This window comes from Apibacter raozihei (assembly GCF_004014855.1).
Lineage (GTDB): Bacteria > Bacteroidota > Bacteroidia > Flavobacteriales > Weeksellaceae > Apibacter > Apibacter raozihei.
In genome coordinates, this window is record NZ_CP034930.1 from 324,608 (window position 1) to 350,062 (window position 25,455).

18 protein-coding genes are annotated in these 25,455 nt (G+C 33.1%); 16 read left to right on the forward strand and 2 right to left on the reverse strand.

The features are described from left to right. Positions 1–50: 50 nt before the first annotated feature. The 4 genes from EOV51_RS01520 to EOV51_RS01535 all read left to right on the forward strand — a co-directional run bounded on the left by EOV51_RS01520 (position 51) and on the right by EOV51_RS01535 (position 4,516). Positions 51–647, forward strand: coding sequence for a superoxide dismutase (locus EOV51_RS01520; RefSeq protein WP_128149152.1), 597 nt, complete (start codon positions 51–53; stop codon positions 645–647). 1 nt (position 648) lies between these two features. Then, positions 649–1,101, forward strand: a complete 453-nt coding sequence (locus EOV51_RS01525) for a tetratricopeptide repeat protein (RefSeq protein WP_128149154.1) — start codon at positions 649–651, stop codon at positions 1,099–1,101. Between the two features lie 339 nt (positions 1,102–1,440). Then, complete coding sequence (locus EOV51_RS01530; RefSeq protein ID WP_128149156.1) at positions 1,441–2,991, forward strand: hypothetical protein; 1,551 nt, start codon at positions 1,441–1,443, stop codon at positions 2,989–2,991. 46 nt (positions 2,992–3,037) lie between these two features. After that, positions 3,038–4,516: a DUF6770 family protein gene (locus EOV51_RS01535; protein ID WP_128149158.1), complete on the forward strand. Its 1,479-nt coding sequence runs from the start codon at positions 3,038–3,040 to the stop codon at positions 4,514–4,516. Between the two features lie 22 nt (positions 4,517–4,538). Here the strand turns inward: EOV51_RS01535 and EOV51_RS01540 are convergent, their stop codons facing one another. After that, positions 4,539–5,843, reverse strand: a complete 1,305-nt coding sequence (locus EOV51_RS01540) for a M48 family metallopeptidase (protein ID WP_228427668.1) — start codon at positions 5,841–5,843, stop codon at positions 4,539–4,541. A 198-nt stretch (positions 5,844–6,041) separates the two neighbouring features. On the opposite strand from EOV51_RS01540, the gene EOV51_RS01545 reads away from it, so the two are divergent. From EOV51_RS01545 to EOV51_RS01565, 5 genes are all read left to right on the forward strand, one after another. Then, a complete protein-coding gene (locus EOV51_RS01545) occupies positions 6,042–8,225 on the forward strand; it encodes a TonB-dependent siderophore receptor (RefSeq protein WP_128149160.1) in 2,184 nt (727 codons plus the stop codon). A 2-nt stretch (positions 8,226–8,227) separates the two neighbouring features. After that, complete coding sequence (locus tag EOV51_RS01550) at positions 8,228–9,376, forward strand: PepSY-associated TM helix domain-containing protein (RefSeq protein WP_164875223.1); 1,149 nt, start codon at positions 8,228–8,230, stop codon at positions 9,374–9,376. Between the two features lie 155 nt (positions 9,377–9,531). Further along, positions 9,532–12,195, forward strand: coding sequence for a methionine synthase (gene metH / locus EOV51_RS01555; protein WP_128149164.1), 2,664 nt, complete (start codon positions 9,532–9,534; stop codon positions 12,193–12,195). Between the two features lie 56 nt (positions 12,196–12,251). Further along, on the forward strand, positions 12,252–12,614 hold the full coding sequence (locus EOV51_RS01560) for a YbaN family protein (protein ID WP_128149166.1): 363 nt from the start codon (positions 12,252–12,254) through the stop codon (positions 12,612–12,614). 98 nt (positions 12,615–12,712) lie between these two features. Continuing rightward, positions 12,713–13,099, forward strand: a complete 387-nt coding sequence (locus tag EOV51_RS01565) for a YybH family protein (protein WP_128149168.1) — start codon at positions 12,713–12,715, stop codon at positions 13,097–13,099. Positions 13,100–13,220: 121 nt separating this feature from the next. Here the strand turns inward: EOV51_RS01565 and EOV51_RS01570 are convergent, their stop codons facing one another. Next, on the reverse strand, positions 13,221–13,769 hold the full coding sequence (locus EOV51_RS01570) for a hypothetical protein (protein WP_128149170.1): 549 nt from the start codon (positions 13,767–13,769) through the stop codon (positions 13,221–13,223). 387 nt (positions 13,770–14,156) lie between these two features. Between EOV51_RS01570 and EOV51_RS01575 the strand changes: the two genes are divergently transcribed. The 7 genes from EOV51_RS01575 to EOV51_RS01605 all read left to right on the forward strand — a co-directional run bounded on the left by EOV51_RS01575 (position 14,157) and on the right by EOV51_RS01605 (position 25,393). After that, on the forward strand, positions 14,157–14,873 hold the full coding sequence (locus EOV51_RS01575; protein WP_128149172.1) for an MgtC/SapB family protein: 717 nt from the start codon (positions 14,157–14,159) through the stop codon (positions 14,871–14,873). Between the two features lie 20 nt (positions 14,874–14,893). Then, complete coding sequence (gene mgtA / locus EOV51_RS01580; protein WP_228427670.1) at positions 14,894–17,578, forward strand: magnesium-translocating P-type ATPase; 2,685 nt, start codon at positions 14,894–14,896, stop codon at positions 17,576–17,578. Between the two features lie 129 nt (positions 17,579–17,707). After that, complete coding sequence (locus EOV51_RS01585; protein WP_128149174.1) at positions 17,708–18,385, forward strand: response regulator transcription factor; 678 nt, start codon at positions 17,708–17,710, stop codon at positions 18,383–18,385. Further along, entirely contained in the window at positions 18,382–19,749 is a 1,368-nt protein-coding gene (locus EOV51_RS01590) for a HAMP domain-containing sensor histidine kinase (protein ID WP_128149176.1), read from the forward strand. The genes EOV51_RS01585 and EOV51_RS01590 overlap by 4 nt, the downstream gene beginning before the upstream one ends. Before the next feature lie 120 nt (positions 19,750–19,869). After that, positions 19,870–20,991 carry an efflux RND transporter periplasmic adaptor subunit gene (locus EOV51_RS01595; protein WP_228427673.1) on the forward strand — a complete coding sequence of 374 codons (1,122 nt, stop codon included), beginning with the start codon at positions 19,870–19,872 and terminating at the stop codon, positions 20,989–20,991. A 16-nt stretch (positions 20,992–21,007) separates the two neighbouring features. Then, complete coding sequence (locus tag EOV51_RS01600) at positions 21,008–24,100, forward strand: efflux RND transporter permease subunit (protein ID WP_128149178.1); 3,093 nt, start codon at positions 21,008–21,010, stop codon at positions 24,098–24,100. Positions 24,101–24,112: 12 nt separating this feature from the next. Then, positions 24,113–25,393, forward strand: coding sequence for a TolC family protein (locus EOV51_RS01605; protein ID WP_128149180.1), 1,281 nt, complete (start codon positions 24,113–24,115; stop codon positions 25,391–25,393). Positions 25,394–25,455: the final 62 nt, after the last annotated feature.

Consider the following 25,455-nt stretch of genomic DNA (forward strand, 5'->3'; position numbering starts at 1 on the left):
TATTACATTTGTAATAATTAAAAATAGTACAAACAAGAAAACTTAAGATAATGCATATCACAAAAATACTTCCTCCGTTACCTTATGACAGACATGCACTAGCACCTGTAATTACAGAGGAAACCTTAGATTATCATTACGGAAAGCATCATGCAGCCTATGTAAACAATCTTATGAATATTGTTTCAGACAGTAAATTTAACAATTTATCTATTGAAGAAATGATTAAAACCGGTTTTGAAACACATAATGAAGGACTCTTTAATAATGCGGCCCAGCATTGGAATCACACATTTTTTTGGAACTGTCTTTCCCCCCATGGGGGGAAGACACCCAAAAATGAAATTGCTGCCTTAATTAACCGTGATTTCGGAAGCTTTGAAAGTTTTAAAAATAATTTCACCACCATATCAAGTAAACTTTTCGGCTGTGGATGGACCTGGCTGGCTTTAAATAATAACAAAAAATTAGAAATCCTGCCATTAAAAAATGCCGATAATCCTCTTATTTTTGGAAAAAAACCATTAATAGCTTTGGATGTATGGGAGCATGCTTACTATATAGATTATCGTAATGCAAGACCCAAATTTATTGATGGATTTTGGGAAATTGTAAACTGGGATTTTGCTAATCAAAATTTAAAATAATATGAGCGACACTTGCATGCATCACATTGAAAATCACTGGAAAAAATTAACGTTTTATTCCAACGAACTTTTTAACAACTCAAAGTTTGAACGTGCTTTGCACGGTTATGAAGAAGCTCTTTATAGATCTGAAGTTTTAAATAACCATATTGAACTGTGCAATAAACTAAAAATACCATTTGTGCAGATTTATATTATCTCCTGTAATAATCTGGCTAATACGTACAAAGAAATAAATAAAAAAGACAAGGCTGAAAAAATACTAAAGAGAGCCCTTTTTTATCTTTTACACCTTACAGGAAATAAAAGTCTAGACAAGGAAAACATAAAAATGGAAATGAGAAAAGCTATGATATCTTATACCTACTTCATCAAAGAAAATAACATTCCTATTTCTAATAAGGAGAAACTTTTTCAGACGATAAAAGAAGAAATTTTGGAAAAATCCGCATAACCATAATTTAATTTTAATACTACTCATCTCAGACATTAATTTAGAAAGTTAATTAAGCCTCAAGCGGATAAAATTTATCCGCTTTATTTATATTGTTTTTTTTACCTGAAAACAAAAATATATAAAGGTAAATTAAGTTTATGTTAATTTTTATTATTTTTGCCACTTTTAATAATTACTAACTATTTTTAAAATGCCTGTAATAAACTCACTTTTAATGAATCATTTGCTTGATCTTGATTCTTTTCTCTTTATAAAAACATTTTACGAGTCACAATTTAAGTTACTCCACCTTTATTTCACCCACTTTTAGAAATATTATTTATTACACATAGATATATGAAAAATACGCTTTTTGTAACTTTTTTTTTGTTAATAACTAACTTTTTTTATTCTCAGCTAGTAGATTTGGCTAAAATATCATCAGGAGAATTTATTGATTATAACAGAATCTATAATAAAAATGAACTATACGGTTATATTTATTTTTTTGATCAGGGTTTAATTGATAAAGAAACACTTCAAATTGAATATATACTTTTTGATAAAAATTTCAATAAATTATCTACCAATACTTTTACTTCCAAGAAATATTTCGAAAACATGAAGACGCGTTTCATATGCGGCATTAGCGATCCCGACGAATTAGAGATATCGATTATTTATTCTGGTAAAGAAAATGGTATCTATCATTTTTTTCGGACTAATTTCGAAATATCTTTATCTACTAATAAAATTAGTCCCAAATATTATTGTATCAATGAGCAATTAAAAGAAATCCCTGAGAGTTTTTCTGAATATAAAAAAAGTTTCACAAAAGAGAATAAACCCTGCTACATTCAATATTTTCCTAAATTAAACAGCTACTCCATAAAAGATGACATATTTGAAGACGTTGGCTCTGAAACCTATCTAAAATTTTTTAATGATAAAAACGAACAACTATGGATTTATGAATATAATTCCAATGCTTCCAAACAGAACTATAATAAATCTTATGTTAGATTTTCTACTGAGCATTATTTATATATGTTAGAAAAGAAATATATTAATGAAGTCCCTGAAGAACATAAAATATCAGTTTTAGATATAATGACCGGGAATAAAAAAAACGAATACGTTATTGAAAATTCTCAGAGCGAGTATAATTTTGAAAATAATTTTGATAAAATAAACAATCATATATACATAACAGGAGTATATTCAAAGTATAAAAAAAATAAGAAATTTAATTTTTTCGAATCAATAGATTTAGATAATTTAGGATATTATAAAATTGTTTTAGATTCTTTAGGTAATGAAATATCTAAAAATTACATACTATGGGAAGAATTGCAAGGATCATTGGATATTGAAAAAAACGGAATTGTAGATAAAAAATTTATTTTAACACCAGTGACTCACTTTATTTTCAAAGATGGCTCAATTTCATTTCTAGTTCAAAAATACCGTCCTTATAAAAATGGTGTTTTGATACCAATAATCGGAATTGGAGACATAATCCTCTCAAGTACAGAAAAAGAAACTCTAAATTCTGACTTTGTATTAATATCCATGGATAAAGATTTTAAATTAAAGAATATTAATACAATAAAAGTAGATTTAGTAAAGGGTTTTAATGTTTATAATACTTTTCTATTTTCTCAATATATAAAGGATAAAACCGAGGCTTTCTTCTTCATTAAAAACTATATAAAATCAGAAAAAAAATGGTATTTAAACATATATAAGATTTCAAATGGAGAATTGAAAGAAGAAATAATACCACTGCATTCTGAAAAAGATAATTATGAAATAATTCCTATGCAGGCTAAGGAAGGATATATTATATTAAGAGAGTACAACGAAAAAGAAAAGTATAACCAAATTCGTCTGGAAAAACTTAATTAAAATTATATTAATTCTTAATCATAAAAACAATTTATTACATACACATATGAAAAACACATTTTTTGCCACTATATTTATATTAGTTACTCATTTTATTCAATCTCAAACTCAGGATTTATCTAAAATGGCTAACGGATACCTAGATTCAAATTTTATTATTTACGATTCTAATGAGCAAGTTTACGGTTATATCTATTTTTATAACCAAGGTTCCGTTGATAAAGATCATATTCAGTTTGAATACGTTTTATTAGATAAAAATTTAAATAAGTTATCAAATAACATTTTTACAACAAAAAAATATCTTAATAGATTTGTCAGATATATTACAAACTGTACATTAGTTAATAATGATGAGCTGCTTATCAACTTAAAACATCATGATACATTCTTTATATCTTTTGCTCTTTTTTCATTTAGAAAAATATCGATTTCTAAAAATATTGTAAGCCCAGAATATTATTATATAGATGAGCAAATAAAAGTAATACCAGATAATTTAGAAGAATATAAAAAATCTTTAAATCCTGTTTCAAAAGCAGGAGTTAGCTTAGCTAAAGCAAGTACTAACGGTTACTATATTTTAGAGCACAATTATAATAACTTTCATTTTTACAAAACTAAATTCATTAAATTTTATAATACGGATAATCAATTAGTATGGAATTATACCTACAATCCTATTGCAACTAGACAAAATTATATTACAGCTTCTATAATTCACAATACCTCTGACAACTTATATATAGTAGAGTCTAACAGTGAAGGATTAACTAAACTAGATTGTAAAATTGTTACATTAGATCAAAAAACCGGAGATAAAAAATATGAGTATCTTCTTGAAAAGGATGTAAGGCAATTTAATCATACTAAAAATTTAAAAGAATTAAATAACCAGCTTATAATTTTTGGAAATTATTCTAACTATAAGAAAGGCACATATTTCGATTTGGAAAAAAATCTGGGATTTTATAAAATAGTATTAGATTCAACAGGAAAAGAAATATCTAAAAAATATGTTGTGTGGGAAGATTTTAATAATAAAATTAAAATAACAGCTAATGGGAGGTTTAAAAAAAATCTCAGAATAAGAACCTTGAAATTTTTTGTTTTTAACGATGGTAGAATTTGCATTCTTACAGAGTTAGTTAACAAAAAGCAAAATCAAATCAGTGATTTTGTGTTATTTTTTATGGATAAAGATTTTAATCTGATAAAAACTGAAATTATACAAAAAGGAATTTCATATTATAATGATAGCGATGGTTACATGTTTTCTCAATATACCAAAAACGGAAAAGAAGCTGTGTTTTTCTATACAAGATTTTCAAGTAATGAAAGAAAATGGATACTGGGGGTTAATACCATATCTGATAATGAATTAAAAAAAGAAACTATTCCGATTTATTCAGAAGAAGATAAATATATAATATACCCGATGAAAGCCAAAGAAGGATATATTATATTAAGAGAATATAACGAGAACGATAAATATAATCAAATTCGTCTGGAAAAGCTTAACTAATAGCAAATATAAAAAAGCACCTCTACTGAGGTGCTTTTTTATTATAATAATCTGAAATATTCTTTATTTCATCCAATGATAAATTCCACATAAAATTGAGAAATTGCTGATAACTTTCAGACTGATTTTTAGGATTTATCTTTGCCAGATAACGGTTAAGTTTATAATTTTTCCTTCCTTCATAAATTTTTTCAAAACATTTTCCCAGCCATTCTGTATAATAAGTATCTTCAGGATTATTCTGAAGTTGATACAAGCATAAATATATACCTACACCATATTGTTCAAAAAAATACAAGGACGGAACTCTTTCGTAACCCGCAATTTTCTCCAGTTCTTTAAACTCTTCGTTAGGCGTAGATTTCTTAAAATCAGAGTTAAGTTCACTAAATTCAGATTTAAGCCTGGCAATCCTGAATTCTATTTCCGGATGAGTAGAAACGGAATCCTTATTTATTTTTTCTTTATACAAAGAATAATCATATTGCGAAAAATCCTCCTTTTTTAACCATTCATCTTTAAAAAGTTGATTGGGTAAATTAAATACCTTTTTATATATTTCATCTTCTAATCCTTTAGGACGTATACTATCGTATTTTGCCATCAATTCAAGCGCTCCTAAAAAGGCACCTTCGTTATACGGAGATTTTTTCATTAACACATAGCCCAGAGAATCTGCCTGATATTCATCTTTTTTACTGGATTCCCCGGCAGCATATAATCTGTTTTTATACAAATCCAAAGCTGCTTGTGAACGATTATATTTTTGCTTTTTTATCTCCTTTATTTTCTCTTTATTCGTTGAAGATAAACGTTCCCTGACAATTCCCACCTGTTTGCGTAAAGAGTGGTTGAGCATATTATGGCTTAGTTCATGAGAAAGAACAGAAGCAATCTGATCTTCGTTATCCATCCAATAAAATAATCCCATATTTAAAACAAAAGTTCCATCGGGAAGGCAGAAAGCATTTAAACTAGGATCCTTAGATATTAATAAGTTTAAGTTTTGTGGAATAGAGGAATTATTTACTCTCAATTTCTCTAGTATTTTAGCTGCATAATCCGTAAAACGCGAATCATAACAAAAATTTCCTTCCTTAATTTCCTCTTTAAATTCTTTATTAAATTCTTCAAATTCCTTAACCAGCAACTTGAGTTCCTTTCCCGAATACTCTTTCTTTAAAGATTCAATAAACTTTTTTCCTGATTCACTAAATAAAGAGGCTGCTTCCTCTCGTTTATTTTTGTCCGCTGTATCAATAGGCATATAGTTTTGAGAAAACGCGATACCCGAACATAAAATAAATAACATTCTGATGATTTTCATTTCATTAATTTTTAGGCAAAAATACACTTTACATTATAATTTCAAAATGGATTATAAATCAAGAAGACCTTTCATTTAAATGGCTTCATACAGCAACCATATAACTCTCTCATTTGTAAAACAATTTAAAAATTAAGATAAGTAAATAAAATATTATATTTATTTAGACTAAATAAATATATTTGTATAAAATATAATATGAAACTTTATATATTTATCGTTCTTTTTATTACATGTTGTAATGTTGTACTATCTCAGGTTGATACAACACAAAATTCCCTGACAACTGAAAATTCGGATTCTTTAAAAACTTCGAAAATTTTCAAGGAAAACCATCTTGACTCAATAATCATCAGAAATAATCAAGAAAAATATAATTCAAAAAATATATCCGGTTCTTTACGCTTAGATGAACCCATTTTAGAAATCCCTCAGAATATACAGATTGTTAATTCAGCTATTATAAAAGATCAGCTTATTACAAGCATGAGTGACGGACTTATCAAAAATATTAGTGGTGTTACCCGCTTGGAACACTGGGGAGATACCTATGTACGAATAAATATGAGAGGTTCAAGAGCTTCTGCCTTTAGAGATGGCATGAATGTAACATCCACCTGGGGACCGTTAACAGAAGATATGAGTTTTGTAGAAAGAGTAGAAATTGTGAAAGGTCCTTCCGGATTTATGATGTCTAACGGAGAACCCAGTGGAATATATAATGTAGTAATGAAAAAGCCAGTTAAAAATAATCAAAACTTAATATCTCTTATGTTGGGCAGTTACGATTATTATAGAGGAGCATTGGATATCGGGGGTAAAATAGATCAGAAAGGCAAGCTACTGTACCGATTAAATATCTATGGGCAGAGCAACAATTCATTCAGAAAATATGAATTTAACAAAAAAGCAGGAATTGCCCCTGTATTAAGCTATCAAATAGATGACAACACCTTACTAACATTGGAATATACTTACCAAAGCGTAAACATGTCTAATATTGGATCTTACTATAGCTTTTCTCCGTCGGGTTATGCCAGCCTTCCAAGAAACTATTCAGTATTAGCTCCAGGAATGGAACCCACCAAAATAGAAGATCAATCTTTTACAGTCAATTTGCAGCACAACCTTTCCGAAAACTGGAAAATTACAGCTCAAGCAGCTTACTTCAACTATTATAAAAAGGGCAGTTCATTATGGCTTAATTATATTAACACCCATGGAGATTTAAGGAGAACAGTATCCATTGGAGATGCCATAAACGAAATGAAATTTGGACAGGTATTTGTAAACGGCTCAATAAATACCGGTAAGATAAAACATAGAATACTTGCCGGTTTGGATTTAGGCAATAAAGAATATTGGGGAGACTGGTCACAGACTTTTGCTCTGGATACAGAAGATTCTTATAACATTTACGCTCCCGGAAACGGTTCAGCTTCACTGGGTCTACCCACCTTTGACAGAAGTAAAAGTATTAAAGAAAGATCCGGTGGGTCAAAATATCTTTTAAAATATACAGGGATTTATGTACAGGATGAACTAGGAGTTTTTGATGAGAAATTACGAATCACCATAGCTACGAGATATACTTCAGCTGAAGATACTTCTTACGGAGTTACTGCTGAAAAAAACAGGTTTACACCCAGGCTGGGCATTAGCTATTCCCTTACCCCAAATACTTCCTTATACGCCTTATACGATCAGGCTTTTGTACCTCAGTCCGGAAATAAAAGAGACGGAGGTAAGATTGATCCTATCGTTGGGAATAATATAGAATTGGGAGCAAAAAAAATATGGTTTGACGGAAAATGGAACAGTTCTCTTTCCGTTTATCAAATTACAAAGAAAAATCAACTTTCTGCCGATCCGGATAACACTTCCTCAGAGTCCTATGTTCTTCAATTAGGAAAAACACGAACCCAAGGAGTAGAAGTTGATATACAAGGAACTTTAAGCAAAGGATTCAACATGATAGCAAATTATGCTTTTACAGAATCTAAAATAACAGAAGATACCAAACAATATAAAAAAGGAACTCTTGTTCCCGGTTATGCGAAACACGTAGCAAATATAATTTTAAGATATTCGTTTTCCGAAGGAATTTTAAAAGGCTGGGGTATTAATACGGCATATACTCTACAGGCAGATCGTTCAACCTGGAATACTGTAGAAGGTGAAAAAGCACTTCCTGATTACAATCGATTTGATGCGGGAATTTCCTGGACTAATAACAAAATAACTATAGCTCTCAACATAAATAATCTTTTTGACCAATACTTATACAGTGGTTCTGCCGGTAACATTGGAAAAGTGATGACCTGGAGATGGCAGACAGAAGCATCCAGAAACTATCGTTTAGGCATCTCTTATACATTTTAACAGTGAAAAAGAAAAAATTTAATTTAAAATTCTTATTTCATTGGCTCCATCTATGGGTAGGACTTATATGCGGAATCATAGTTTTCATAGTCGCTATTACAGGATGCTTATATTCTTTCAAAGATGAAATAACAAGCATTTTAGATTCTCACTTGATTATAAAAACTCAAAACAAACCTTTGTTGAAGCCTTTTGTATTAAAAAAAAGAGCGGAAAAATATATATTTTTAACACAGGCAGACAGTGCTAACAAAATATATGGGGTTTCATACGAAAAAAACAAAGCAGCATCAATTGCTTACAGCCATTATGAGAAGGGATATTCCACCATTTACCTTAATCCATACACAGGTAACTACATAGACAAAAAACATATCAAAAAAGGCTTTTTTCCTTGGGTGCTTTCCGGTCACCGAAGCCTTTGGCTACCTTACAAGACAGGGCATCTAATAGTAGGCTGGGCAACCTTTCTTTTTGTTATTACAACCCTTTCAGGACTCATACTATGGTGGCCAAAAAAATGGAAAAAAAAACATCTGAATTCAGCATTTAAAGTAAAATGGAATGCCCGTTTTTTCCGGTTAAACTATGACCTGCATAATGTATTAGGCTTTTATACCTGTATATTTGCTCTTATAATTGCTGTTACAGGACTAAACTGGAGTTTTCAATGGTTTTCGCATTTGTATTATGGAATTATATCCGGAGGTCAGAAAATTATAATACATTACAAACCTCCTCCGGATGAATCCCCCCCTACCCCTCACGCAGATTCTATATTATGGGAAAAAGTATTATCAATATATCCTATAAACAAAAAAGGTGTGTTCATTTTTGACTATCCTTCAGACAACGATCACAACTTTAGAATAGGCTATAACCCCGATACTAAAAATTACTATCGAAGAGAATTTAAATTTTATAATTCGTCCGAAATTCAAGAAATACAAAACATGAACAGCCTCTACTCCATCTCTTATGAAAAATCTTCTTATGCACAAAAATTATATCGTATGAATTATGATATTCATATTGGTTCTATTGCGGGCATTACGGGCAAAATTATCGTCTTTTTGATAAGCCTGATTCTGGCCAGCTTACCTGTCACAGGATGCATAATATGGTGGAAGAAAGGATTTCGCATGCCCTGAATGTATATACAAATACCCAAAACTAATTCAAAAAACCAACAAAAAAAGGTTGGACACATATTCTATTCATTTTAGGCAAAATAGATTTCATTTTAACAAACAGAAAACAACTATAATAATCATCAAAATTGTACCTTTGTAAAGTTTTACAAACCATGCAGAATACATTAAAATTATCCGGATTAGAAGTTTTCTCTGTTTTTCCTGACAGTAACTTTATCAATATAGGTGAAAGAACCAACGTGACCGGTTCCCGTAAGTTTTTAAATCTAATTAAAAATGAAAAATACGACGAAGCTCTTTCAGTAGCTAGAGATCAGGTAGAAGGAGGTGCTCAAATCATTGACATATGCATGGATGAAGGTTTGATTGACGGAGTAAAAGCCATGACTACCTTTTTACGGCTTATTGCTTCTGAACCGGATATTGCAAGGGTTCCACTTGTGGTTGATTCTTCCAACTGGGAGGTCATTGAAGCTGGACTAAAAAACCTTCAGGGAAAAGGAATCGTAAACTCCATCAGTCTTAAAGAAGGAGAAGAAGAATTTATACAAAAAGCTAAAATCATAAAAAGATACGGAGCTGCAATGATTGTAATGGCTTTTGATGAAGAAGGGCAGGCTGATAATCTTGAAAAAAGGAAAGTTATATCTAAACGCTCGTATGATATACTAGTAAATAAATTAGGAGTCAACCCTTCCGATATTATATTTGACCTTAACATTTTTCCTGTAGGTACCGGTATGCAGGAACACCGTAGAAATGCTCTTGATTTTTTCGAAGGCACCCATTGGGTTAAGGAAAATCTTCCCGGATGCTTTGTTTCAGGAGGTGTCAGTAATGTTTCATTCTCTTTCAGAGGTAACAATAAAGTTAGGGAAGCCATTAATGCTGCCTTTCTTTACCATGCTATAAAACATGGAATGGACATGGGTATCGTAAACCCAACTCAGCTGGAAATATATGAAGAAATAGAACCTGAACTGCTTAAAAAAATTGAGGATGTTCTTTTTGACCGTAGTGAAGAGGCTACTGAAAACCTAATAGAATATGCCGAAACCATTACGCAGGACAAAGAAGCAAAAGAACAGAAAATAGAGGAATGGAGAACTTATCCTATAGAAAAACGACTGGAATATGCCTTAATTAAAGGAAATGCTGATCATATTGAACAAGATGTGGAAGAAGCTCGTCAATTGGCCAGTAAACCGCTGGATGTAATTGAAGGCCCTCTGATGGATGGAATGAACACCGTAGGAGAACTTTTTGGAGCAGGTAAAATGTTTTTACCTCAGGTAGTCAAAACTGCAAGGGTTATGAAAAAGGCAGTTGCATATCTACAACCATTTATAGAAGAGGAAAAAAACGGGGAAACCCAATCGAATGGAAGAATTTTGATGGCTACGGTAAAAGGCGACGTACACGACATTGGTAAAAATATTGTGGGTGTTGTTCTTGCTTGCAATAACTACGAAATTATCGATCTCGGGGTTATGGTTCCCAAAGAAAAAATCATTGATACCGCTATTAAAGAAAATGTGGATCTGATTGGACTCAGCGGTCTTATTACTCCTTCTCTTGATGAAATGATCAGTGTAGTTGAAGAGCTTGAAAAACGGCAACTATCCTATCCGGTCATGATTGGGGGAGCTACAACTTCAAAAATTCATACAGCCTTAAAAATTGCACCTAAATACAGTCATACAACTATTCACGTTTTAGACGCTTCCAAATCAGTTACAGTAGCCTCTTCCCTTTTATCCTCCCAAAGTGAAGAATTTAAAAAGAAAATACACGAAGAGTATATTCATCTAAGAGAAGGATATTTAAACCGAAGCGTGGAAAAAGAATACTTAACTCTTCAACAGGCACGAAATAATAAATTTCAATTAGACTGGTCTGAATTTTCTCCCTATACACCTAAGCAAATCGGAGTACAGGTTTTTGATTCTATACCTCTGGACGAGTTAAAAGAATATATTGACTGGCAACCTTTTTTTAGAGCTTGGGAATTAGCTGGAAAATTCCCTAATATATTGACTGACAAAATTGTGGGTGAAGAAGCCAGCAATTTATATAAAGATGCCTTAGAAATGCTTGAAAAAGTAGTCAGTGAAAATCTTTTGCAACCTAAAGCAGTAATAGGTGTTTTTCATGCCAATTCCAATGAACAGGACGATATAGAAATTTACGATAAAAATAATCATAAGATAAACACATTCCGCACTTTACGCCAACAAAACAAAAAATCAGAAGGAATTCCTAATCTTGCGTTATCTGATTTTATACTTCCTAAAAATGAAGAAAACACTCATGATTATATAGGATGTTTTGCCGTTTCTATTTTCGGTGCAGAACAATTAGCCAAATATTATGAGGCTGATAACGACGACTATTCTGCCATTATGATAAAAGCAATTGCCGATCGTCTGGCTGAAGCTTTGGCTGAGTACATGCATGCAAAAATTCGTAGAGAAATATGGGGGTATGCTTATGACGAAACTCTGGACAATGAATCGCTCATTAAAGAAAAATATCAAGGGATTCGTCCTGCCCCGGGCTATCCTGCCTGCCCGGATCATCTTGAAAAAATTGCTATTTGGGAATTACTGGATGTGAATACAGCCATAGGTGTACAACTCACTGAAAGCCTGGCCATGTATCCAGCCTCATCAGTATCTGGTTACTACTTTGCCAACCCTAAATCCAAATATTTCGGACTGGGTAAAATTACCCTTGAACAGGTTGAAGATTATGCTAAGCGAAAAGAAATAAAATTGGAGGATGCCAAATATTGGCTACAGCCTAATTTAGCCTGATATTTATTAGAGTTTAAAAGAACATATTAAAAATCAAAATTGTACCTTTGAAATTCATGAAATTTTTTTGGCTTACTTTAGGTTCGGTTTCATTAGTTTTGGGCATTATTGGAGCATTTCTTCCGATACTTCCTACCACTCCTTTTTTACTTTTAACTACCTACTGCTATGCAAGAGGTTCTAAAAAATTTCATACATGGTTTACCTCTTCAGCTATCTACAAAAAGTATCTGGAAGATTACGTTCAGGATAAAACCATGACTTTGAAACAAAAGCTGATACTTCTCACAACTGTAACTTCTGTTTCTCTAACTTTTATTATTTTGTTTGATAATTTATTAATGAGATGCTCATTAAGCCTCGTAATACTGGGACATATTTTGTATTTTGGATTTTACGTAAAAACAAAGAAGAAATAAAAAATATTTTAATTAATTAATAATAATTTAAATACATATTTTAGTAATTGTATTTTATCACTCTAACTAATTACAATAAATAGACCTAAAAATTAATTATGACTCATATAAATATTCCTAACAGCCCTGATCAAATGAATCAATGCTTTGCTGATGCCTATAATTCAGGAGATGTAAACCGGATAAATGCATTATTTGAAAAAGAAGCAAAAATTGTGAAATATAATGGTGACATCATTTCAGGATTTGAAAAAATGAATGAAGAACATTTAAACCTTTTAAAATTGGGAGGTAAAATGACTTCTGTTAATAAATATTGCATTGAAGCAGAAGATATAGCTATGCTAAGAGCCGATTGGAAAATTGAAACGAAGAATGAAAAATCTGAAGATATAACCATTACGGGATCAAGCGTTGAATTGATAAGGAGACAGAAAGACGGAACCTGGCTGTATATCGTTGATAATCCTTTCGGCGCAAATTAAAACTTCTTACTTTGCAAATATTAAATACAAATAACTAATTCTTGAAATATTTTTTTTATTATCAAAGCCCTTCATTCTTTCTGTGCCAATAAAATTTTTAATGAGTTGTTTTTTTTAATTGCTACAACTTTGAACAATTATTTGTGTACATGCTATAAATAAAACTAATAGAGTAATATTTTTGATCAACCACTCCTAAACAATCTGAAAAATATTTTTTTACTATTGGATCAAAAAACCTAAATTCAACAGCTCCTGATAAATCTTCTCTTACCATAAAATAGGTTACAAACCTTTGATCAGAAAAACTTGTCCTTTCTTTACCTTCATAAAAAGCTATTTTATCATTCTTTAAATTATCATATAATTTTAATAAAAGCATTCTATTATCATCAGTACGAATATACTCATATCTCTTTTCTTCCTGCATAATATAATCAATATCTTGATAAGTAAGTTTTTCTACACTTTTAGTCTTTTTGTTAAAAACTTTATCCCCTTTTATTTTATATTCACCTTCACAGACTTCTCCATTTTTCATATGTACAGATAAATGACCTTTAAGAACATAACAAGCAGATGAAGGAGAGCAAGCAATTTTAATTTTTTGAGCTTTAAGAAAAGAAAAATTAATCAAAATAAACAATATCAAAAAGATTTTAATCTTCATTTGTAAAATTTTTTAGCGAATTTAAATAAAAAATATTATCCACTTTCTAATAATTTTCTAATAATTTTTTAAATCTTTTCTAATAAGCTCCCGGATTATTATCCCTTACTTTTGCACTACAAAAAAAGGAACATGGAAGAGTATCCCAAAAAAATTAAAGCAATTGAATTGAATAATACTTCACTCTAAGAACACAATGACCAGAATGTTCTTGAGTGAACATAAATGTACAGGTCATGAGGTTACTATTTTTATATCTTTATTATAATAAGCTGTTAAAAAACACTGTCTATAATTTTTTCTGGATTTTAAATCGGTTAAAATCTAGAAAATCCTTATCCATTTTTACTATACAAAATTCATATTCACCTTTTAAAATTAATCGCTATGTTACAAATATCTGAATTTGCCATGCGTTTGGCACTGGCTTTCGTATTAGGTATGGCCATTGGAATTGAAAGGCAGTGGAAACAAAAAAGTGCAGGCCTGCGTACCAATACATTAGTTGCAGTAGGGTCTGCTGCATTTATACTCATATCCATGTCCGTTAGTGGCAGCCATGGAGATCCCAGCCGGGTAGCCGCACAAATTGTAAGCGGAATCGGCTTTTTAGGTGCGGGAGTGATTATGAAAGACGGACTGAGCGTTCGGGGATTAAACACAGCCGCCACAATTTGGTGCTCTGCTGCGGTAGGATCTTTAGCAGGTATCGGATTATATGCTCAGGCATCATTAACTGCGCTCACTGTTATTATTATCCACATCTCTTTGCGTCCGTTGGGAAATAAAATGAATAAAATTTCATTCACTCCCAAAGATCATACCGCTACCACAGAATATCAAATAACCATTCATTGTAAAAATAACATTGAAAACCATATCCGCGTATTACTTATTCAACAATTAGGAAATAACGAAAAATTATTACTCCGCTCTCTCTCCAGTAAAGATGATGCAGACGGAGAAAACACACTTATTACCGCAGAAATTACAGCTAATGGCATTCAGGACTACCTGATGGAACAAATGGTAAGCCGCCTTACCATAGAACAGGAAGTGATAAAAGTAAGCTGGGAATTTATCGGTCAGCAATCTGAATTATAAAAAATCTAACCCACTATAAAATGAACCCCATGAACCATACTACTCCCAAAGGAATTTCAAACTTTGAAAAAAACTCCACCACGAAACTTCAGATGGTAGCAAAAAATGACAGCAACTTATTTTATGCTATGTTAGAAAGCAGTGAAAAGGGTTTAAGTACATCTACCGTAGAAGAAAAAATAAAAAAATTCGGATACAACGAAATAGAGCATGAAAAAGCCCCCTCCTGGTATAAACAATTTATAATGGCTTTTTTTAACCCCTTTATTGCAGTTCTGTTTGTACTGGTGATTATATCTGCAATCATGGATGTATGTATTGTTCCTCCGGACGAACGCGATTACAAAACCATTCTTGTCGTGGGCTCTATGATCATATTAAGTTCCTTATTGAGATTTTGGCAGGAATACAGCAGTAACCGTGCAGCTGAAAACCTGAAAAACATGGTAAAAACCACTGCTACCGTATTCAGGAGAAACAAAGGAAAAACAGAAGTAAACATAAGAGATATTGTTCCCGGAGATATTATTTATCTAAGTGCGGGAGATATGATTCCTGCTGATGTACGTATTATTAAATCCAAAGACCTTTTTGTTAGCCAGGCTATACTTACGGGAGAATCTCATCCTTTGGAAAAAAGAGAATATACCATACCCGACGCTGATAAAAAGTCACCTCTTGAACTTGAAAACTTATGCTTTATGGGAACCAACGTGGTTAGCGGAACAGCTACGGCTATCGTAGTCACAACCGGTAACCATACGTATTTAGGTTCAATTGGTAAGGCTATAAGTGGAAAACGGACAGAAACCAGTTTTGACAAAGGAGTGAATAAAGTAAGCTGGTTATTGATCCGGTATATGCTCGTAATGGTTCCTTTAGTTTTTCTTATTAACGGATTAACCAAAGAAAACTGGCTGGAAGCTTTGCTTTTTGCCGTTGCTATTGCTGTAGGATTAACTCCGGAAATGCTCCCGATGATTGTAACTGCCAATCTCGCCAAAGGGGCAAAAAACATGAGTAAACAAAAAGTTATCGTAAAAAAATTAAATGCCATACAAAATATTGGAGCTATGGATATCCTGTGTACAGATAAAACAGGTACACTGACAATAGATAAAATTGTTTTGGAAAGACATCTGAACGTATTAGGACACGAAGATGATGAAGTATTAAAATGGGCATATTTAAACAGTTATCACCAAACAGGATTAAAAAATCTTTTAGACATTGCTGTATTAGAACACGTGGAAATTCACGAATATCTGAAAGTGGAAGAAGATTATGTAAAAATTGATGAAATTCCGTTTGATTTTCAACGAAGAAGAATGAGTGTAATTCTGGAACAAAAAAATAAAAAACACCTTCTTATTTGTAAGGGGGCCGTTGAAGAAATGCTAAATCTATGTTCCCATGCATTTTACCCGGGAGAAAACTCTAAAATTCATACAGAAACTGATTCCATCGTTCCTATAGATCCTAAAATGAGGGAAACCGTTTTGCAAACCTCTAAAAAATTGAATGAAGACGGACTAAGAGTTTTACTTGTAGCAATCAAGGAATATGAAAATCATGATACAGATTACACTGTTGAGGAAGAATCTAATCTTATTCTTACAGGATTTATCGGATTTCTGGATCCTGCAAAACCTTCTGCAAAACCTGCGCTGGAAAACCTTCAAAAACTGGGAATCAAAGTTAAAGTCTTGACAGGCGATAACGACATTGTTACCAAAAAAATATGCCGGGATGTAGGGATTCCCTTTCAGGAAATTTTATTAGGAACAGATATCGAACATTTAAGCGATTCCGAACTTTCAGATAAAATTAATGAAATTAGTATTTTTGCCAAACTTAATCCCATACAAAAATCAAGAATCGTTACACTCCTTCAGAAACAAAACCATACGGTAGGCTTTATGGGCGATGGCATAAATGATGCTCCGGCGTTACGAAATGCCGATGTAGGCATATCGGTAGATACTGCTGTGGATATTGCTAAAGAAAGTGCAGATATCATACTTCTTGAAAAAGATTTAATGGTTCTTCAAAAAGGAGTTATTTATGGACGAAGAACATTTGGGAATATTATCAAATACATTAAAATGACCACCAGCAGTAATTTTGGAAATATGTTTAGCATGATCGGAGCTAGTATTTTTCTACCCTTTTTACCTATGCGCCCTATACAGCTACTTATCCAAAACTTGCTTTATGATATATCTCAGACTTCCATTCCCTGGGATAAAATGGACAAAGAGTTTATGGAAAAACCTCAAAAATGGGATGCAAAAGGAATCAGTCGCTTTATGATGTACATTGGTCCCATTAGTTCAATCTTTGACTATATAACTTTTGCCGTAATGTATTTTGTATTCAAAGCAAATTCACTTGAACATCAAAACCTTTTTCAGACCGGCTGGTTTGTAGAAGGCCTTTTATCCCAAACCCTTATCGTACATATGATACGTACACGAAAAATACCTTTTATTCAAAGTTGGGCAACCGCACCGGTAGTTGCATTAACTTCTTTGATTATGCTTATAGGCATCGCTATTCCATTCACTCCTTTTGCCAAGGCCATATATATGGAGCCTTTACCTCTAAGTTACTTCCCGTGGTTGATAGGAATACTTACCGGTTATTGCCTGTTAACTCAGTTTGTTAAAAACCTGTTTATCAAAAAATTTAACCAATGGCTTTAAAAAACAACTCCTCTAAAAAATGGTTGATTTTGATACTGTTTTTTTCCCTTTTTGTCTTAACCGTGGATTTTTTGGTATCCAGATGTTCCAGCCATAAAATTCTCAAAAAGAAAATGTACATTTGTACCCATGAATATTCTTCTGGTTGAAGACGATTTAAGGGTTTCCGAGCTTATAAAAAGGGGTTTGGAAGAAGAAGGTTTTACTATTACGACAGCTTTTGACGGTTTATCCGGTAAAAAGCTCGTAATAATGCATGAGTATGACTTATTAATTACAGATATCATATTACCGGAAATAAACGGGCTGGATCTTTGTAAAGAAGTGAGAATAATTAAACCGGAACTTCCTATTTTAATGCTTACCGCATTAGGAACCACTGATGATAAAATTGAAGGATTTGATGCCGGAGCTGATGATTACTTGGTAAAACCGTTTGAAATGAGAGAATTGGCAGCTAGAATTAAAGTTCTGCTGAAAAGAAGTTCTAAAAACAAATCAGGATTTATTTTGAAATTTTCTGATCTGGAAATGAACTTAAAAACCAAAATTGTTAAGAGAAATAACCAGGAATTGAGCCTTACCCCCAAAGAATTCAAACTTTTGGAATTTTTACTGCAAAATCAGGGTAGAGTTATCTCAAGAACGGAAATTGCTGAAAAGGTTTGGGATACCCATTTTGATACCGGAACAAATTTTATTGATGTCTATATTAATTATCTGCGAAAAAAAGTAGACAAAGGATTTGACAATAAACTAATACATACAAAGTCAGGAATGGGTTTCATACTAAAATCGGAAGTATGAAAATACGAACCAAATTAACTCTCCTATTTTCTCTTGTTACCGCATCCATTCTTTTGCTATTTGCATCAGTAATCTATTATTCTGCGAAACAAAACCGAAACACGGAATTTTATTCTTTATTAAAAAAAGAAGCAATTACTAAGGCTAATCTTTTTTTCGACGCCAAAGTACCCTCCCAAACGCTTCAACAAATCTATCATAACAATACCAAAACAATTAATGAAGTAGAAGTAGCAATTTACAATAGTTCTTTCCATCTTCTATATCACGATGCTGTAGATATAGATTTTGTTAAAGAGACTCCTGCCATGATTAATGATATTTACAAAAAAGGAGAAATTAAATTTTATCAGGGAGACTGGCAGGTCATTGGATTACTCTATAAATTTGAAAATAAAAACTATGTAATAACCGCTGCGGCTTATGATCAATTTGGGTATAACGAATTAAGCACTTTACTAAAAAATACCTGTATCATTTTCATTATCTCCATCATTTTTATTTTTATTGCCGGATATTACTTTTCTAAAAAAGCCTTCGAGCCGGTTAAAGAAATCACTGACAGAATGAATGAAATATCCGCAAGTCATCTGAATCTGAGACTGGAAGCCAATCCTAACAAAGACGAACTCTCCGATTTAACGGTTACCTTTAATCAAATGCTTACCCGGCTGGAAAAATCGTTTGAAGCACAAAAACATTTTGTTTCTAATATTTCCCACGAATTACGAACACCTTTAGCTGCCATGATAGCAGAGCTGGAACTTTCCGTAAATAAGAATAAAACATCTGAAGAGTATAAAATTATACTTCAAAATTCATTATCAGATGCAAAAAAAATAACCAAACTATCCAATAGCCTTCTGGATTTTGCCAAAGCAAGCTATGATCCATCAGAAATAGCTTATAAACCGGTACGAATAGACGAAATTCTGCTGGATGCATGTCAGCAGGTACAACAGGCAAATCCCGGATATAAAACCAATCTGCTTTTTGGAAATGATTTTCTGCATGATAATCAGATTCTGGTTAACGGCAATGAATATCTGCTTAAAGTAGCTTTTGTAAATTTACTGGAAAACGGTTGTAAATTTTCTGAAGACCACCTCTGCCAGGTTTCCATTTCATTTTTCTGTAACACCATCCAAATCGAATTTGCAGATCTGGGTATTGGCATTTCTCAAGAAGACATTCCTCATATTTTCACTCCCTTTTACAGGGGAAAAAATAAAGAGTTTACCTATGGAAACGGAATAGGTCTGTCATTAACAAAAAAAATTATCCTTTTACATTCCGGTACTGTTACCATAAGCAACAATTTACACAAAGGAACTACCTTCACTTTACAGCTTCCTCATCTGTAAAAATCAATGCTCTAATAAAATTCTAATTTTTTTTTAAAAGGTTTCTAATAATCATCCACAAACAGTTCTCCTAGTTTTGTAGCCGAAAAAAGAGGTTTACTAACTAAAAAAACGGAGAAAATGAAACATACAAAAATCCGCGACCTGTCCTTACTTGTATTAGGAATATTTATCATGGGTTCATGTCATAAACAGACATCCAAAGAAGAAGAGCAAAGTTATACGATAACTGGCAATATCATTACCTTATCTGAAGATTCCAATATAAGTAAGAAATTAAAACTGGAAACAGTTAAAAGTGAATGGTTAAGCCCTGATTTGTCTACCGTAGGAGTTGTAAGAGCTATACCCACTGGTTATGCGGAAATAGCTCCTCCTTTTGCAGGTAGAATTATAAAATCATTTGTTAGACTGGGACAAAAGGTAGAAATAGGTTCTCCTCTTTTTTCCATTAGCTCCCCGGAATATTTTAATGCCCAAAAAGAATATTTTGATGCTCGGCAGGAATACTCTTTATCCAACTTAAATCTTAAAAGACAACGAGATTTATTACAGCACGGAGTAGGAATACAAAGGGAACTAGAAGAAGCCAGAACAGATTTTGAAACTAAAAGATCTGCACTTGAAAATGCAACTGCAGCACTAAAAATATTTAACATCAACCCTAACAATCTCAGATTAGGCCAGCCCCTGGTAGTCACTTCACCCATCAAAGGAGAAATTATCACTAGCAGCATCGTAATCGGACAATATGTGAAAGAAGATGCAGAGCCTATTGCTACCATTGCTGAATTGAATAAAGTATGGATTGCCGGACAAATCAAAGAAAAAGATTTAGGCTTTATCAATAAATTAAACGAAGTTAACATCAAACTTGAAGCCTTTCCCGATAAAGTAATAACGGGAAAAATTTATCATGTCAATGAAATGGTAGATGAAGAAACTCGAAGTGTGGAAGTACTTATTGAATGTATTAATTCCGATAAAACACTAAAACCGGGCATGTACGTGAATGTTCATTTCTTAAACGAGCCGGAACAAGCAGTTACAGTTCCTACCCAAGCTATTTACCAGATGAATGACGAACAGTTTGTTTTAGTACAGGTTGATAAAAATAAGTTTGTCAGAAGAAAAGTGGAAACCAAAGATATCTCTAAAGATAAAACAGAAATAAAAAGTGGAGTAAAAGCAGGTGAAAAAATTGTGACCGAAGGAGGAATTTATTTACTGGAAGTTCAATAACACAAAAAGAAATAACATGAATAAACTTATACAAACTACCATACATAAACGTTGGGTAATAGTAACCCTGTTCATTCTGCTTGCCATTTTCGGGTATTATTCTTGGAAGCATCTTTCCATTGAAGCCTATCCGGATATTGCAGATGTAACCTCACAGGTAGTAACCCAGGTTCCTGGGCTGGCAGCTGAAGAAATAGAACAACAAATAACCATTCCTATTGAGCGTGCCTTAAACGGACTTCCCGGTATGCATGTCATGCGAAGCAAAAGCACTTTCGGACTTTCCATGATTACCATTGTTTTCGAAGACGGAATCGACGATTATTGGGCTAGGATGAGGATACAGGAACGTCTTAACGATGTGGAATTACCTTATGAAGCAACTCCAGAACTTGACCCTCTCACCTCTCCGATTGGCGAAATTTACCGATATATTATTGAAAGTAAAACACACGATTTACGTGAGCTTACCGATTTACAAAATTTCGTCATTATCCCCCGGATAAAACAAGTGGCCGGAGTAGCTGATGTTACCAACTTCGGAGGAATTACAACCCAGTTTCAAATTGAACTGGAACCTAAAAAACTGGATCAATTCCAGCTTTCTTTGGGAGAAGTTATTGAAACCATTGAAAATAATAATGTAAATGCCGGAGGAAGTGTTTTACCACGTGGTGATTTAGGCTATGTAATACGAGGTATCGGGCTGGTTAAGGACCTTGAAGATTTAGGTAAAATTGTAGTAAAAACAGAAAAAGGAGTTCCCATATTATTGAATGATATAGGTAAACTTAAATATGGAAATATTGAACGAAAAGGAGTTTTAGGATATACAGACAAAAAACGAAATCATTCTGAAAGTATTGAAGGAATTGTACTTCTATTGAAAGGACAAAACCCTTCCGTAGTACTGGAAGGAATACACGAAGCGGTTGATGATCTAAATACACAAATTCTACCGGAAGGAGTAAAAATACACACATTTTTAGACAGAACAGAATTAGTAAATACCACTTTAAATACTGTATCGCATACCTTATTAGAAGGTATGTCACTTGTAGTTGTAGTTTTAATTGTTTTCCTAGGCAGCTGGAGGGGGGCTTTACTCGTTGCAATCACTATCCCCCTTTCCCTGCTTATTGCCTTTATTCTTATGCATTTTACTAATATTCCAGCCAATTTACTTTCACTGGGAGCTATTGACTTTGGAATTATTGTAGACGGAGCCATTGTAATGATGGAAACCATATTAAGGAAAAGAGAAGAAGAACCAGACAGGGAACTCAAAGAGAAAACGGTTGCGCAGAGAGCTACAGAAGTAGCAAAACCTATATTATTCTCAACTATAATTATCATAACTGCATACCTTCCTTTATTTGCTTTTGAAAGAGTTGAAAAAAAACTGTTTACTCCCATGGCATTCACCGTTGGGTATGCACTTTTCGGAGCGCTAATGGTCGCTTTACTATTAATACCTGGACTAGCTTATTTCATATATAAAAAACCTCAGAAGCTTTACCACAACAAATGGTTGGAAAAACTGACGGATAAATATTACAGAAGCATAAAAAATATTATGCAGTCTCCTAAAAAAATATTTCTTCCTTTAGGAGTTATTCTCGGGTTTACTTTCGTACTGACTTTTTATGTAGGAAAAGATTTTCTTCCTCCGCTAGATGAAGGCTCCATATGGCTTCAAGTTCAATTACCTCCGGGAATATCAGTTGAAAAATCTAAAGAACTCAGTGATACCTTGCGTGCGAGAACCATGAAATATGATGAAATTACTTATGTTATGGTACAGGCCGGAAGAAATGATGACGGAACCGATCCGTGGACGGCCTCACACTTTGAAGTATCCGTAGGATTAAAACCTTATAATGAGTGGAAACGGGGAAAAACCAAATACGACCTGATTGCTGAATTGGAAAAAGAATACGAAAGCTTACCCGGATTTAACGTTGGTTTTTCACAACCTATGATTGATGGTGTTATGGATAAAATATCCGGAGCACACAGCGAACTGGTGGTGAAAATTTACGGTGATGACTTTAACGAAACCCGTAGAATTGCTGATGACGTATTGAAAACGCTGAAAACGGTAAAAGGAGCTGTGGATTTAGCCATAGATCAGGAACCTCCTCTGCCTCAGCTTCAAATTCATGCAAACCGGGACAAAATTGCTCAATACGGACTCAACGTAGCAGATGTGGCAGAACTTATTGAGGTAGCAATCGGAGGAAAAGCTATTTCACAGATTTTTATCGGAAATAAAGTATACGATATTATATGTCGTTACGATGAAAATAGCAGAAATACTCCGGATAAAATATCTAACCTTATGCTTACCTCCGAAACCGGTGCTAAAATACCACTATCGCAAGTATGTGATATTAAGCTAAGTACCGGAGAAAGCACTATTACCAGAGAGATGAACAAAAGACATTTAACAGTTAAACTTAACTTGAGAGATAGGGATTTAGGACAATTTTTAGTAGATGCACAGAATAAAATAGAGAAAGATGTAAAATACAATCACGAAAAATACCACATCAAATGGGGAGGGCAATTTGAAAATCAAAATAGAGCTTATGCTCGCCTGGCGGTCATCATACCTTTAGCCCTTGCTATTATGTTTATTATTCTTTATACAGCGTTTGGCAAGTTCAGACAAGCCGGATTATTGATGAGTATTGTACCCTTAGCTTTATTTGGAGGAATGCTGGCGTTAAACGTGAGGGATATGACCTTGAATGTTTCCTCTGCTGTAGGCTTTATAGCTTTATCCGGAGTTGCCATCCAAAACGGAGTCATTATGATTTCTCATATTAATTTTTTAAGAAAACAGGGCTATTCTCTTCTGGATGCCGTTATCATTGGGGCCAGAGATCGTTTCCGGCCGGTATTAATGACTGCTACAGTAGCAATTTTAGGATTGCTTCCAGCCTCCCTGGCCACCGGCATAGGCTCGGATGTACAAAGACCTTTAGCCACTGTAATAGTTTACGGATTATTATTCTCAACGATTATAACATTGTTTGCTTTACCTGCTCTGTATTATATGATTGAATCAAGATGGGGAGAAAAAGATAAACCAGCAGACAGTTAAAAATTGAAATTTATGAAATTAGTAAAACATATATTTAAAATAGTTCTATGGCTGTTGATCACTACGCCATCAATGAAAGCCCAAATAGATACGACCTTCTTCAAGCAACCGATTAATTATATAAATTTTATTGAACGGGTTAAAGAAAATAATCTGGAATATGCCGCTGAAAAGTATAATATTAATCTGGCTGAAGCTGAAATAGAAAATGCTAAAATTATTCCTGATGTTGAATGGAGTGTGGAAGGTACAAGCAACAGAAAGCAAATGGGTAATGGTCTGGAAACCGGTCTGGGATGGACCTTGGAACTGGGAGGAAAACGCAAAGCCCGGATTGATTTAGCTAAAAGTGAAGTGGAGTTGACTCGATATCTGCTTCAGGATTTTCTTCGAAATTTACATGCTGAGGCAACCTTACAATTTCTTGAAAGTATTCAGAATAAAAATCTTTTGGATGTACAGCTAAATTCGTACAAAACCTTACAGACCTTATCTTCTTCCGACAGTATTCGTTATAAACTGGGAGATATAGCTCTTATAGATTTTAAACAAAGTAAACTGGAAGCACAGGCTATGCTTAATGAGGTCTACCAGGCAGAGTCCGATTGGAAAAATTCTTTGGTTGCTCTTAATTTGCTGATGGGAATGCAACACACAGATACGCTGTTTTCTGCCTATAGTAATTTTTCAGATTTTAATCGTGATTTTATTTTGTCTGACTTAATTATCACAGCACAAAATAACCGGGCTGATTTACGGGCCGCTCTACAAGGTAAAAATGTATCCCAAAAAATGTTAAAATTAGCAAAAGCAAACCGAATGATGGATCTGGGAATTAGTGCAGGCATGCAGTTCAATGGAAAAGCAACCAACGAAGAAGCTCCTTCTCCTTATCACACCGGGTTTTCTGCTGGGTTAACCATTCCTCTACGCTTTTTAAATAATAGAAAAGGCGAAGTTCAGGCAGCTCAATACACAATTAAAAAAGCTGAGACAGAATACAAACAAATAGAATTACTCATTCAGACCGAAGTCACTCAGGCCTATTATAATTTTGTAAATACAAAAAAACAAATGCAACAGTTTTCTAATGGATTATTATCTGAATCAAAAGCAATTTTAGAGGGAAAAATATATTCCTATCAGAGAGGGAATACCTCTTTGCTTGAGGTATTGGATGCACAAAGAACTTATAATGATGTACAGCAAAACTATTATCAGACTTTATTTAATTATAGCTCTGCTTTAGTTGAGCTGGAAAGAACCGTAGGAATATGGGATATTAATTTTTAATTGTAAACTAACTACATCTCAATCATGAAAACTTTTTTCATGAATATAAAAACCGGATATAC

Excerpts from the sequence above, each read along its gene's own strand:
- EOV51_RS01520 (WP_128149152.1), top strand. The coding sequence starts at position 51 with ATGCATATCACAAAAATACTTCCTCCGTTACCTTATGACAGACATGCA.
- EOV51_RS01525 (WP_128149154.1), top strand. The coding sequence starts at position 649 with ATGAGCGACACTTGCATGCATCACATTGAAAATCACTGGAAAAAATTA.
- EOV51_RS01605 (WP_128149180.1), top strand. The coding sequence starts at position 24,113 with ATGAAATTAGTAAAACATATATTTAAAATAGTTCTATGGCTGTTGATC.
- EOV51_RS01535 (WP_128149158.1), top strand. The coding sequence starts at position 3,038 with ATGAAAAACACATTTTTTGCCACTATATTTATATTAGTTACTCATTTT.
- EOV51_RS01560 (WP_128149166.1), top strand. The coding sequence starts at position 12,252 with ATGAAATTTTTTTGGCTTACTTTAGGTTCGGTTTCATTAGTTTTGGGC.
- EOV51_RS01530 (WP_128149156.1), top strand. The coding sequence starts at position 1,441 with ATGAAAAATACGCTTTTTGTAACTTTTTTTTTGTTAATAACTAACTTT.
- metH (WP_128149164.1), top strand. The coding sequence starts at position 9,532 with ATGCAGAATACATTAAAATTATCCGGATTAGAAGTTTTCTCTGTTTTT.
- mgtA (WP_228427670.1), top strand. The coding sequence starts at position 14,894 with ATGAACCCCATGAACCATACTACTCCCAAAGGAATTTCAAACTTTGAA.
- EOV51_RS01595 (WP_228427673.1), top strand. The coding sequence starts at position 19,870 with ATGAAACATACAAAAATCCGCGACCTGTCCTTACTTGTATTAGGAATA.
- EOV51_RS01565 (WP_128149168.1), top strand. The coding sequence starts at position 12,713 with ATGACTCATATAAATATTCCTAACAGCCCTGATCAAATGAATCAATGC.
- EOV51_RS01600 (WP_128149178.1), top strand. The coding sequence starts at position 21,008 with ATGAATAAACTTATACAAACTACCATACATAAACGTTGGGTAATAGTA.
- EOV51_RS01570 (WP_128149170.1), bottom strand. The coding sequence starts at position 13,769 with ATGAAGATTAAAATCTTTTTGATATTGTTTATTTTGATTAATTTTTCT.
- EOV51_RS01575 (WP_128149172.1), top strand. The coding sequence starts at position 14,157 with ATGTTACAAATATCTGAATTTGCCATGCGTTTGGCACTGGCTTTCGTA.
- EOV51_RS01545 (WP_128149160.1), top strand. The coding sequence starts at position 6,042 with ATGAAACTTTATATATTTATCGTTCTTTTTATTACATGTTGTAATGTT.
- EOV51_RS01585 (WP_128149174.1), top strand. The coding sequence starts at position 17,708 with ATGAATATTCTTCTGGTTGAAGACGATTTAAGGGTTTCCGAGCTTATA.
- EOV51_RS01590 (WP_128149176.1), top strand. The coding sequence starts at position 18,382 with ATGAAAATACGAACCAAATTAACTCTCCTATTTTCTCTTGTTACCGCA.
- EOV51_RS01540 (WP_228427668.1), bottom strand. The coding sequence starts at position 5,843 with ATGAAAATCATCAGAATGTTATTTATTTTATGTTCGGGTATCGCGTTT.